Below are 12888 nucleotides of genomic sequence, written 5' to 3'. Positions count from 1 at the left end.
TCTTGCACGAGTTAATTATTATTAACAAGTCTGTGATGAGCATTGTTAGCCTAAAATTTATTATTTATTATTTCCTTTTCTTATTGTTTTTCTATTATATTATATTTTATGTAATTTCATTTTTAATGAAGTTACAGTTACCCGATGATTCTTCTCTATTTCTGCCGCGCTATTTTTCTTTTATACCTTAAAATATAATATTTGTTTTTTATGAGATACCAATAGAGAAGAGGGGCTTTCGCTGCCAAGGTCTGATTTAGACCTTATGTGGGCGTTAAATGAAGAGGGGGATTGGCATTGACTGGATTAATTTCTTTTCGGTTATATCAGTTGTGCTGAGAAGTGATATGACAGTAACTGAGAGTGCCCTAAGTCCTCTGAGGCAAGAGTTAGGGCTAGGGTGATTATTATTGCCGCTTTACGGTGTTTCGTTACCTTTTTTATGCAGCAGCATATAGACCGCTGGAATAACTAGCATCGAAAGTAGTGGTGCACTGACCATTCCGCCTATCATCGGTGCGGCAATTCGCTGCATCACTTCCGAGCCGCTGCCGCCGCCCCACATGATTGGTAGCAGGCCCGCCATGATGGTAGCAACAGTCATGGCTTTTGGTCGCACTCGCAGAACTGCGCCCTCGTGGATCGCCGCGCTCATCTGGCTGGCGGTCATGGCAATGCCGGGTTGTTGGTGCGTTTTCACGGCCTGGTTGAGATAGAGCACCATGATGACACCAAATTCTGCCGCGACTCCCGCCAGTGCGATAAATCCTACCGCGGCGGCAACGGAAAAGTTATATCCCAGCCCATACAGTAGCCAGACGCCACCAATCAGCGCAAAGGGCAGGGTGGCCATGATCAGTGCGGCATCGCGCACACTGCTGAAGGTGACATAGAGCAGCACGAAAATGATCATCAGGGTGACAGGCAGCACAATTTTCAGTTTTGCTGTCGCCCGTTCCAGATATTCAAATTGCCCGGACCAACCGAGTGATACCCCTTCTGGCAGCTTCACTTGTTGTGCCACCGCCTGTTGCATCTCGGTGACCGCTGATTTCAAATCTCGTCCGCGCAGGTCGACATACACCCAGTCGGATAAGCGCGCGTTTTCACTTTTCAGCATCGGTGGGCCTTCGGTTACCTTAATATCGGCTAGTTCAGAGAGCGCCACTTGCCCACCACTGGCCGTCACCACCGGTAAATCACGCAGTTTTTGCAGTGAATCGCGAATTTCCCGTGGATAGCGCAGATTGATGGGGTAGCGCTCGCGCCCCTCAATGGTTTCGCCGATGTTTTGCCCGCCGATAACCGTTGCTACCAGTGATTGCAGCTCTTTGACTGACACCCCATAGCGGGCCGCCCGTTGGCGATCGATATTGATATCCACATAGCGGCCACCCGCCAGCCGCTCAGACAGCGCTGAAGTGACACCGGGCACCTTGCGCACCACCTGCTCAATTTGCTGTGCGACCTGCTCGATTTGTTGCACATTTTTGCCGTTAACTTTGATCCCGACCGGGCTTTTGATGCCGGTGGAGAGCATATCCAGGCGGTTGCGGATCGGCGGAACCCACAGATTGGCAATGCCGGGGACATTGACAGTGGCGTCCAGCTCCTCGATCAACTTATCCATGGTCATTCCGGGCCGCCATTGATCCTTTGGCTTAAAGCGGATGGTGGTTTCGATCATGGTGAGCGGCGCGGGGTCGGTAGCTGTCTCGGCCCGCCCGGCTTTACCAAATACTGTCGCCACTTCCGGCACCGTTTTGATCAAACGATCGGTCTGTTGCAGTAAGTGGCTGGCTTCCCGCACCGAGATCCCCGGCAGGGTGGAGGGCATATACAGCAAATCGCCTTCATCCAACGCGGGCATAAATTCGCTGCCTAAGCGACTGAGGGGGTAGAGGGTTGCCAGCAGTAACATACCTGCGATCGCCAAGGTGGTTTTAGGCCGCACCAACACGGCGGTGAGCACCGGATGATAGATTGCAATCAGGGCGCGGTTAATCGGGTTGGCACTCTCATCGGGGATCTTGCCGCGAATAAAATAGCCCATTAATACCGGAACCAGGGTGATGGCTAAACCGGCCGAAACCGCCATGGCGTAGGTTTTGGTAAAGGCCAATGGGGAGAACATTCGCCCCTCCTGCGCCTGTAAGGTAAAGACCGGGATAAAGGATAAGGTGATGATTAATAAGCTGCAAAATAGAGCCGGGCCGACTTCAATGGCTGCCTGCTCTGATATGCGCCAATAGTCCTGGCTGGCGGGCGTTTGTCCGGGGTTACTCCGCCGCCACTGCTCCAGTACTTTGTGCATGTTCTCAATCATGACGATCGCCGCATCTACCATGGCCCCGATTGCAATGGCAATGCCGCCGAGCGACATGATATTGGCATTGACCCCCTGATAGTGCATCACGATAAAGGCACCGAGGATCCCCAGCGGTAGGGTGATGATCGCCACCAGTGCTGAGCGGAAGTGGAACAGGAACAGTGAGCAGATGACCGCGACGACTAAAAACTCCTCCAATAGCTTAAATGACAGGCTGTCGATGGCTTGGGTAATCAGTTGCGATCGGTCATAAACCGGCACGATCTCCACCCCAGCAGGCAAGCTGCGCTGAATCTGTTGCAGCTTCTCTTTCACGCCATTGATAGTTTCCAGCGCATTTTTGCCGTAGCGCATCACGATGATGCCGCCGGCGACCTCCCCTTCACCATTCAGCTCCGCTACACCACGGCGCATCTCTGGCCCCATGCGCACGCTGGCGACATCGGAGAGTAAAATAGGGATGCCATCACGGGCGGTGATCACGATATTCCTGAAATCATCTGGCGTTTTCAGGTAACCGCTGGCTCGCACCATATATTCGGCGGCTCCCATCTCCAGCACTGAGCCGCCGCCCTCCTGATTGCTGTCGGTAATGGCGTTGGCAATTTGTTGATGGGAGAGATTCAGCGCGCGCATCCGTTCGGGATCGAGCACCACTTGATACTGGCGCACCATCCCGCCGACGCTGGCCACTTCCGAGACGTTCGGCACGGTTTTCAGCTCAAATTTCAGCGTCCAATCCTGCAATGCGCGCAGATCTGCCAAACTGTGTTTGCCACTTCTGTCGATTAAGGCGTATTCATAAATCCAGCCGACGCCGGTGGCATCCGGCCCCAGTGAGGCTTTGGCCTCGGCAGGCAGGGTAGATTGCACCTGGCTGAGATACTCCAGCACCCGTGAGCGCGCCCAGTAGGGATCAGTGCCATCGTCAAATATCACGTAGACATAGGCATCGCCGAACATCGAGAAACCGCGCACGGTTTTGGCACCAGGCACCGAGAGCATGGTGGTGGTGAGCGGATAAGTGACTTGATCCTCCACCACTTGCGGCGCTTTGCCGGGGTAACTGACGCGGATAATTACTTGCGTATCAGAGAGATCCGGCAGGGCATCGAGCGGGGTCTGTTGCAGTGACCAGACTCCCCACGCGGCCATCATCAGCGCGCCGAGTAGCACCAGCAGGCGGTTGCGCAGTGACCAGCGGATAATGGCGGCAATCATAAGTGGCCTCCATGGATATCGGCACTGCTATTTGATTTCGCCGGCTGGATCTGGCGGATCTGCGCCCCTTGTTCGCTGAGGATAAAGGTGAAATTAACCTGGCTCCCCACCAAGATTTCCGGCGCTAACTTGCCCGCAGGCAGCAGGAAATCCATGGTCATAGCCCCCCATTTCAGCGCGGCTATCGGGCCGTGAGATAGGGTGATGCTCTGTCCGTTGATAGCCTGGACCTCCCCCTGTACCGAGTAGATATCAACTGGGTTACCGGCCGTACTCACTGGCGGCGTGATGGTTTCCGGTGTGTCATCCATTTGCGGCAGGGCGCTTTGCAGGCTAGCTTCCGAATCAATCAGGAATTGACCTGAGGTGACCACTAACTGACCCACATTCAGCCCGGATTTGATCTCTACCCAGCCATCCTGAGTTTGCCCCGCACTCACCTCGACTGGCTTAAAGTGACCCTCCCCTTGTGCCAGTAGCACGGTGTTGCGGTTGCTGCTCATCAGCAAGGCCTCCTGCGGGATCGCCAGCACCGGTTGCAGTTTATCTGCTGATGCCGATTGCACACTCAGGTACATACCCGGTTTGAGCTTCTGCTGCGGATTTTCCAGCACCACTCGCGCCTTGAGGGTGCGGGTGGCAAGATCCATATTGGGCAGTAACTCGCTGACTTTGCCGTGGAAAGTCTCACCCGGCCAGCTGGCGGTGGTAGCCGCAATTGCACTGCCGAGAGTGAGCAAACTGGCTTGTGATTGCGGATAATCGACGACGATCCATACCGGATCAAGACTCGCCAGCTCGAACAGCGATTGTGTCGCGGTGACTTGCGAACCGACACGGATATCCAGCTTATTCACATAGCCATCCGAGGGGGAGCGCAATGTCACTCGTGTTTGCGGCTGACCACTTCTCTCCACGCTGCGAATCACCTCTTCGGGCATAAATTGCAGCTGTAGCCGCTGGCGGGCGGCGGCGGTCAGTTGGCTATCGCCCAGGGTGCGGATCGTCAGATACTCCTGCTGAGCGGCACTCCAATCGGGCACCCAGAGTTGAGCTAATGGCTGGTTTTTAGTGACCGGCTGCTGATTGGCGCGCACATACAACTGCTCAATGATGCCGTTAGCTCGCGCGGCGATCACTTGCAGGCTACGTTCATCGGTGGCGACTGTGCCGTAACCCTGCAGGCGAGAGTTGAGCGAGCGCATCTCTGCTGGCGCGGTGCGGACCCCCAGATTCTGCTGTTGGCGCGCACTGATGGTCACGCCGCCATCGTCACTGGTTTCACCGGCATAACGCGGCACCAGGTCCATATCCATAAAAGGCGATTTACCCGGTTTATCAAAGCGTTGACCGGGTGACATTGGATCGTACCAATAGAGCACGGTGCGGCTATTTTCTGCCGTCGCATCGGCGTGGGTTGCAGCCGCTGCCGGGGCGGTTGACGGCGGTTGCCCTAACAGATAACCGGCAAGGCCACTGATCACCGCGACCGCCACCAGGGTTAAACTCAATTGCTTTTTCATTGCGCGCTCTCCTGCGGGGTCAGATAACGGATGGCAGCCCAGGTGCGGGCTAACTCTCTGGCAGCGTTGCTGGCATTGAGTTGACTGTCGAGCAGGGCGCGCCGTGCTTCCAGCACACTGCTCAAATCACTTTTATTGGCCTGATATTGTGCCATCACCAAATTAACCCGTTGTTTTTGCAGCGGTAATACCTCATCTGTTTGCCGGTGCCATAACTGCTGACTGGCCTGATACTGCGCCAATAGTGTGTCGAGCTGCGCCCGATGATCGCGGGTCAGTAAGGTCAGTTGGTCATTGGCTTCCATGGAGCGCGAGAGGTCGGCGGCGTAATCTTTGTCCTGTCGTTGTGAGCGGAACAGCGGCAGATCGACGGTCACCATCACGCCCGCCATATCCTCATATTCGTCCGCCCGTTTGGCGTAATAGACTTCAATCCCAATATCGGGGGTGGCGGCAATAGCCGATTGCGCCGAGCGGGCTTTGGCAACATCCGCCTCACGGCTGGCGAGCAACACCTCCGGGTGTTGGTTGATGGCCTCGCGCAACACAGTTATCTCGGCAGGCAGGCGGGTGAAATGGGGCAAGGGGCCGCTGATGTGATTGACCTCAATGCCGGTCAACTGGGTCAGTTGGGTTTGAGCCAGGGCGACATCCCGCAAGGCGGTGGTTAATCTGTCCTGCATCGACGAGAGGGTCAGGCGGGCATCAAGCACACTGCTGGGTAGTGCGCCACCGCTGGCAACTCCTGCCCGTTGCAGCGCCACCTGTTTTTCGCTCTCCTGCACCAACACTTTGGCATCGCTGACCGCCTGCTCAGTTAAGGCCAGATCCAACCACGCCTGCGCGGCCTCTTTCTGCAGCCGGGTGCGGATGGTTTCACTACCCGCGGCGGTTTTACGTGCTTCGGCACTGAGGGTATCGGCCTTTCTTTGCCGCTTATCGCTGCTGATATAGTCCTGCATGATGCCGACGCGCTGCATGGTCATGCCCTCACGGGTAAAGCGGCGGGCATTGCTGCCGCCGACTGGCAGGTTTTCAATGCCGAATTTCAGTTTGGGATCAGGTAATTGGGTGGCGGAACTGGCCATATTCTCCAGCGCATTAACCTGATGCTGGTTAGCAGACAGCTCAGCCGAATAGCGCTCAGCGGAGGTGAGTGCCTGTTCCAGCGTGATGTCTGCCGCGTGGCTCACTGCGGGCAGAGTGAACGCCGCTGCCATCAACCAACTGACACATCCTAAACGCCATGCAGCCGTGGGCCGCCCCTGTGGCGGGTGATTAAGTGATGAGTTCATGGTGACTCCCGCCTTACGGCTGCTGCGCTGAAATGGTGGTCAACTGATAGCCCTGAGGGGTTTGGCGAAAGCTGAATGTCACTGGCGTGCCGACCGGTAAGGGGGCCGCGACCCAATTTTCGGGGAGGTCGAAGCTCATGGTCATTGGTGGCCAGTTCAGTGCCGGAATGGCGGTGTGGGCAATGGAGACACCGGTGGCACTCCAGGCTTTAATCTGCCCGCGCGAGTGGTAATTATCGGCGTCATTGGCGGCACTATCCGCCATCATCGCCCCATGTTCGTGGGACATCGGCATACTGTCTGCCATTGATTGAGTCGCGGCGAACAGGGGGGCAGAGAACAGAGTCACAGCAGAAAGTACAACAGCCGCAGCCGCGGAGAGGGCATTAGATAAGAAACTCATAGGAATAACTCCAAAACATAAAATAAGCGCAACGCACCGCACTAAGGCGGCCTGAAAAATGCGATCAGCTAGGTCTGGAGTTACTCTCTAAATCGGCAGAAAACGATTTCGGTGGGGGGGCCAACAATGGGGGGAGTCTGCCAGTCAAGGCGGTGGATGCGCGGGTTTTGCTGCACATCCGCCAGCACTAATTCGGTATGGGTCGGCAGGGCTGCCAGCACCAGCATACCGCTGTCAGACTGCACGGAGTCAGGGATGCAGTGCTTTTCGCACAGGACGTTTTGCGCCTGACCATGGGACATATTCATCATCGATGGCATGTCATGCATCTGGCTCTGCAAATGGCCTTGGTGCTGAGTAAATACTGGCGAGGCGGCAGGCGTGATATCACATTGATGGCCAGCAACCGCCAATTGTGCATTGAGGATCAACCAGCAGGCAATCAGCAGCATACCGCACATGCGCTTTTGACTGGCGCGCATCCGATGCATAAGCTGTGATATTCCCATGAATACTGGCATTTTTAACCTGAATAAGTGGCGGAATGAAATCCTGCTGCCAGCGAGTATAGGACTATCCCCCTGTTTTTAGAATGGTTTTGTCCGGTTACGCTGATTGAAGGGAAAGGTTACATAAAGGTTAGTATGCTGAATTTATTCTGTTTTTTTTCAATCGCGGGGCAAAAATGGCGTGAGTCGGGGCAAAAATTTACTCTTCTTTAATCAATTGTCATCACATTATTGCAAATAATAATAATTCTCAATATTATTTGAATTAAATCCTTAAGTATCCTGAGCCTACTAAAAGAGGATAGCTCGTGAGTGTGGAGAACCCATATCCAGATAGTCAACAGTTGTTACACTCACCTTTGGCCGGCAGTGACGGCTGGTGGCAGCAGATTGCACAGTGGGGTACGCCACTGGCTGAACCGCTGGGCGCGGGTAAAGTAGAGCTGACATTTCTCTGGCGTGACCGGCAGGGCAAGGTGCGCGACTCTGTGGTTAGCCGGGTTTATATCGACGTCAACGGTGTAACCGATCACCACAGTGTGGATCCTGAAACCCTCCAGCGGTTGGGTCAGACCGATGTCTGGTATTGGCAGGCGGAGGTGGAGTCTGATTTTCGCGGCAGTTACTGCTTTATTCCCGTCACTGGCGAGCAGCGTTTGCATTTGCCGGAAGGCAGCCCGCAGGAGCGGCGTTTGGCACAGCGCAATTGGTGGATCTCATTAATGGATTTGGCGGAAAACGATCCGCTAAACCACACTGCCGCTCATGCCAGTTATCGGGGGAAGCCGCTCTCGGCGATCCATTTAGCCGATGCTTTGCCGCAGACTGCCTGGCACCCCATTGATGGAGGCCAACAGCTCCCGCCCGATCGGCAACGGCTGCAACTGATCACTTGGGACAGCCCATTATTAGGCAACAGTCGCAAAGTGTGGATTTACTCTACGCGCGGTGCTGGAGATCTGGCCGAGCGGCCACTGGCTATCTTGCTGGATGGTCAGTATTGGGCGGAGAGACAGCCGGTATTTGGCGTGCTGGATAGTGAAACCGCTGCGGGCCATCTTCCTGCCACTGTGTATGTGTTGATCGACATTATTGACCAAGAGCATCGTTCACGGGAACTGCCCTGCAATCAGGATTTCTGGCAGGCGCTGCAAACGGAACTATTACCGCAAATAGCTTTGCTGCAACCCTTTACTGAGCAAGCCTCTCGCACCGTGGTAGCGGGGCAAAGTTTTGGCGGCCTGGCATCGTTGTATGCCGGATTACACTGGCCACAGCGTTTTGGCTGTGTGCTGAGCCAATCGGGTTCCTTCTGGTGGCCGGAGGTCGACAATCTTAAGGTATTAACCGCTGGTACGGTCGAGCGTCAGGGCTGGTTGACTGAACAGGTGTTGCAAGGGCTGGGGGCTAACCACTCATTGAATATATTTATGGAAGCAGGCCGCCACGAGGATGTGATTTATCAGGTCAATGAAGTGATGAGTGCGGCGCTAGGTCGCGCGGGGCATCGATTACAGTATCGGGTTTATTGCGGCGGGCATGATTCACTGTGTTGGCGAGGGGGGTTGATTGAGGGATTAGGGCGATTGCTGGGATCAGGGTTTGGTGTGGTTGATGATTGATGATTGATGATTAGTTCGGATCTGGTTTCGGTTGATATTCAGTTAGTGGTAGGTTCGGTTGTTAAAGCTTCAGTGCCCAGCCACCCACCGATGAACCAACCGCCAAAGGGGTTACAAGCGCGTAACCCCCTTGGAACCCCTGCGCTAGCGCACGTATCGCTTGCCTGCTTCGCAGGTTCCCTCAATCATCGTTTCGGCTGACGGACGGCTTTACGCGGGTCCCTCCGCGTGACGCCTAAAACGGGCGTCCTGCCCGTTTTCCTTGCCTTCACTCTTCACTCGGCAGCTCAAATGTACTTTTAACTTCAAAACCTAAAAACAGGGTTTTTGATCTTGAGCGCAATCAGGAATATTGCCGACGAGGATGGAGGGTAGAGTGAGCGGCCATGGACGGCCGCGAAAAGCGCGCTTGGGCAGGGATGCCCATCGCGCTGGCTCGTCAGCCCGAAAGACGTGGGAGGTTTACCCGCAGGGCAATATTTCGCGCCAGGCGCGGGTGTTGGGCCGCCGCCCTGCGGCCCGACTCGGTTGAGGCTGCGGAGATCAGGTCATCACTGAACGAATATCAACCGAAACCTGATCCGATCTAACTTAAGCTTAAAATTAACCTAAACCCTAAATCTCCCCCTCGGGATCACCAACGGCGTCCCCGACACCGGATCATCAATAATCAGACACGGCATACCAAACACCTGCTCCACCAATTGGGCGGTAATCACCTCGCGCGGTTTACCTTGCGTCACTATCTGCCCGTCGCGCATAGCGATAATGTGGCTGGCGTAACGGCAGGCGTGGTTGAGATCATGCAAGACAGCAACCAGCGTGTGGTTATGATGCTGATTCAGGTGGCTGAATAACTCAAGCAAATCAATCTGATGGGCGATATCCAAATAGGTAGTTGGCTCATCCAACAGTAGCAGCGGTGTTTGCTGCGCCAGCACCATGGCGATCCAGACTCGCTGGCGCTGCCCGCCAGATAAGGCATCGACTGACCTGTCAGCCAGTTCACTGACGCCAGTGGCCTGCATCGCATCACTGACTGCCCGCTTATCGGCCTGTGTCCACTGCTGTAATAGCTTCTGATGGGGATAGCGGCCCCGCGCCACCAGATCCAATACGCTGATACCGTCCGGTGCTTGCGAGCTTTGCGGCAATAAGCCCAAATGACGGGCGACGTGGCGAGTATCAAGGCTGGCGATATTTTTGCCATCTAAAATCACCTGACCCGCCTGTGGTTTCAGCAAACGGCTCAATGCGCGCAATAACGTCGATTTGCCACAGGCATTGGGGCCGACAATCACCGTAAACTCACCGTCAGGAATGGCGACACTCAAATTTTGGCTGATTACCTTGCCGTCATAGCCCAGTGTCAGGGCATCCGCCTGTAAACGGGGGGTGCTGCTCGCTGGGTTAACAATAGTCATGATCGCCCGGACTCCCGGATTAAAAGCCAAATAAGATACAGCCCGCCAATGCTGATAGTGATAACACCGACGGGCAGTTGATTGGGTAAAAACAGGTGTTGGGCGCAAAGATCCGCGGCAATCAACAGCAACGCCCCCATCAACGCCGAGGCGGTTAAGGTCACTGACGATGTTCCCGCCAGACGCCGTGCAATTTGTGGCGCGGCTAAGGCAATAAAGGATATTGGCCCAGCGGCGGCGGTGACGGCAGCCATCAGAATTACCCCAATCGCCATCAAACTCAGGCGCGTTCTCTCCACTGGCACACCCAAGGCACCCGCGGCATCATCACCCATTTCCAGTAACGGCATACGGCGGCTAAGTAGTATCGCAACCAGCATGGCGATAGTGATAAACAGCACCGAAGGCAGACTTTTCGCCCAAGTCAGGCCATTGAGTGAACCGGCCCCCCAGGCAGCGGCGGTCATGGCGGACTCCAGCGACGCGGTGATCGTCAGCCAGGTATTGAATGCCGTTAGCATTGCACCCATGGCAATGCCGACAATAATCAGCCTAAAGCCCTGGATCCCTTGCCGATATGCCAGTAAATAGACCGCAATGGCGCAGAGTAATCCCCCCACCAGTGCGCTGCTGGCAATCTCAAAATAGCTGCCATTAAATAACGTGATGGCGACCAGTGCGCCGGTATAGGCTCCCACATTGAAACCGATGACATCTGGGCTACCTAGTGGGTTGCGCACTAATGATTGAAATATCGCGCCACTGACACCTAGCGCCGCCCCGAAAATCAGCGCCATCACGGCACGGGGTAAGCGCCATTGATTGACGATAATATCCACGGTGCCATGGCTATTTCCGAGCAAGGCATTCACCACCTGCTCAGGGGATAACGACAGCGTGCCGGCCATTAATGCCAGCAGCGTACTCAGTAAGCAAGCCAGTAATAGCAGGCCACCCACCATCAAACTGCGTGACCGGAGACGTAAGTTTATTGGGCCATCAGGGCGGCCCAATAGCCACGTGGGTGTGGCGGGCTTCATAGTGTGGTCATCCTTTTGTTACGTCGTACCAGCCAGATCAGTAGGGGCGCACCAATAAATGCGGTCACGATGGAAACCCGCAATTCGCCCGGCACCAAAAAACGCCCAATAATGTCGGACACCAATAGCAGAATAGGTGTTATTACCAGCGTAAATGGCAAAATCCAGGCCTGATTTGGCCCGACAATCCAGCGCGCAATATGTGGCACCATCAGGCCAACAAAGGCGATAGGGCCAACGGCGGCGGTCGCGGCACCACATAATAGGGTGATGGTGATCACCGCCCAAAATTGGGTGTGGGCAATACGCGCACCCATCGCTGCTGCCAGATCTTGCCCCATATGTATGGCATTTAGCGACCGCGCCAGTAGCAGGGCAATGAGGCAACCGAGCACAATGACTGGGGCGACGGCTATCACCACCGACATATTACGGATATCCAGCGAACCGGCTTGCCAGAAGCGGACACTATCGTAAACCTGTGGATGGGTCAGCGAGATACCGGAAGTGATGCCGGTTAATACCGCACCAATGGCGACGCCAGAGAGTGTCAGGCGCAGAGGATCCACCCGCCCGCCGCCCATTGCGCCGACCCAGTAGACCACCAGAGTGGTGATCAAGGTGCCGATAAATGCAGAGATCATATAGCCGTAAATGGCGTGTACGCCAAACACGACGATACCGATGACCACAGCAAAACTGGCTCCCGCATTCACCCCGAGAATACCGGGATCAGCCAGCGGGTTACGGGTCAGGGCTTGGATCACCGCACCCGATAGCCCCAACGCAGCACCCGCGAGAACCCCAATTAGGGTTCGCGGCAGGCGTGATTCTAATATCAAAATGCTATCGGCATTGTGGCTCTCACCGAGCAGGCTTTGCCACACCACGGATAAGGGGATCCCTTTGGCCCCGAACATCAGGCTGGCTGCCATCACCAGCATCAATATAAGGAGGCTGAGAAGCAGTAACAGGGCGCGCCGGCGCTGCGTTTGCATCCTTGGAATGGGGGCTGATTTCAGCGCTGTTGTTGACAATTGATCTGAGGAATAAGCAGCTGGCATTGTTACTCTTTTTTAACAAATGATTATTGTTATCGATTTGATTATCATTATTATTTGCTGGGATTATGTTAGCACGAGTTATGGTGGGAGGGCAGGGGGATTTATTACAATTCAGTTTGGTACAGTTTGGTGATCGGTTCGGTTGTTAAAGCTTCAGTGTTCACCTTGCCTCCGATGCTCCAACCGCCAAAGGGGTTACAAGCGCGTAACCCCCTTGGAACCCCTGCGCTAACGCACGTATCGCTTGCCTGCTTCGCAGGTTCCCTCGACTCATCCTTTCGCTGGCGGGACGGCTTTATTCGCATCCCTGCTCATGACGCCTAAATCCGCCGTCCATGGCGGATTTCCCTGACTCCACTCTTCACTCGGCAGCTCAAATGTGCTTTTAACCTTGAGCGCAATCAGGAATATTGCCGACGAGGATGGAGGGTAGAGTGAGCGGGCAGGACGCCCGCGAA

At 55.0% G+C, this 12888-nt stretch carries 10 protein-coding genes; 2 read left to right on the top strand and 8 right to left on the bottom strand.

The genetic code is table 11. The annotated features are described in order from the left end of the window. Window positions 1-418: 418 nt before the first annotated feature. From AACW11_RS06035 to AACW11_RS06015, 5 genes are all read right to left on the bottom strand, one after another. Window positions 419-3550 carry an efflux RND transporter permease subunit gene (locus AACW11_RS06035; protein WP_212584062.1) on the bottom strand — a complete coding sequence of 1044 codons (3132 nt, stop codon included), beginning with the start codon at window positions 3548-3550 and terminating at the stop codon, window positions 419-421. Further along, complete coding sequence (locus tag AACW11_RS06030; RefSeq protein WP_212584061.1) at window positions 3547-5073, bottom strand: efflux RND transporter periplasmic adaptor subunit; 1527 nt, start codon at window positions 5071-5073, stop codon at window positions 3547-3549. Before AACW11_RS06030 ends, AACW11_RS06035 begins: the two co-directional genes overlap by 4 nt. Then, window positions 5070-6368, bottom strand: a complete 1299-nt coding sequence (locus tag AACW11_RS06025) for a TolC family protein (RefSeq protein ID WP_212584060.1) — start codon at window positions 6366-6368, stop codon at window positions 5070-5072. The genes AACW11_RS06030 and AACW11_RS06025 overlap by 4 nt, the downstream gene beginning before the upstream one ends. A gap of 13 nt (window positions 6369-6381) precedes the next feature. Then, window positions 6382-6771, bottom strand: a complete 390-nt coding sequence (locus tag AACW11_RS06020; RefSeq protein ID WP_212584059.1) for a copper-binding protein — start codon at window positions 6769-6771, stop codon at window positions 6382-6384. Between the two features lie 80 nt (window positions 6772-6851). Beyond that, window positions 6852-7262, bottom strand: a complete 411-nt coding sequence (locus AACW11_RS06015; RefSeq protein ID WP_212584190.1) for a hypothetical protein — start codon at window positions 7260-7262, stop codon at window positions 6852-6854. A gap of 326 nt (window positions 7263-7588) precedes the next feature. Here AACW11_RS06015 and fes point away from each other — a divergent pair, with 326 nt between their 5' ends. Both fes and AACW11_RS06005 read left to right on the top strand, forming a co-directional pair. After that, window positions 7589-8902 carry an enterochelin esterase gene (gene fes, locus AACW11_RS06010; protein WP_212584058.1) on the top strand — a complete coding sequence of 438 codons (1314 nt, stop codon included), beginning with the start codon at window positions 7589-7591 and terminating at the stop codon, window positions 8900-8902. A gap of 376 nt (window positions 8903-9278) precedes the next feature. Further along, window positions 9279-9434, top strand: a complete 156-nt coding sequence (locus tag AACW11_RS06005) for a hypothetical protein (RefSeq protein ID WP_212584205.1) — start codon at window positions 9279-9281, stop codon at window positions 9432-9434. 76 nt (window positions 9435-9510) lie between these two features. On the opposite strand, the gene AACW11_RS06000 is transcribed toward AACW11_RS06005, so the two are convergent. Genes AACW11_RS06000 through fepD form a run of 3 tightly spaced genes read right to left on the bottom strand, consistent with a single transcriptional unit; the run spans window position 9511 to window position 12430 of the window. Then, on the bottom strand, window positions 9511-10326 hold the full coding sequence (locus tag AACW11_RS06000; RefSeq protein ID WP_212584057.1) for an ABC transporter ATP-binding protein: 816 nt from the start codon (window positions 10324-10326) through the stop codon (window positions 9511-9513). Beyond that, a complete protein-coding gene (fepG, locus tag AACW11_RS05995) occupies window positions 10323-11366 on the bottom strand; it encodes an iron-enterobactin ABC transporter permease (protein WP_212584056.1) in 1044 nt (347 codons plus the stop codon). Before fepG ends, AACW11_RS06000 begins: the two co-directional genes overlap by 4 nt. Next, the gene (gene fepD, locus AACW11_RS05990; RefSeq protein ID WP_212584055.1) at window positions 11363-12430 is read right to left on the bottom strand and encodes a Fe(3+)-siderophore ABC transporter permease; all 1068 of its coding nucleotides are present in this window, start codon (window positions 12428-12430) and stop codon (window positions 11363-11365) included. Before fepD ends, fepG begins: the two co-directional genes overlap by 4 nt. Window positions 12431-12888: the final 458 nt, after the last annotated feature.

Source organism: Yersinia sp. Marseille-Q3913, from assembly GCF_963892745.1.
GTDB lineage: Bacteria > Pseudomonadota > Gammaproteobacteria > Enterobacterales > Enterobacteriaceae > Yersinia > Yersinia bercovieri.
This window is presented reverse-complemented; position numbering and strand designations above follow the sequence as displayed.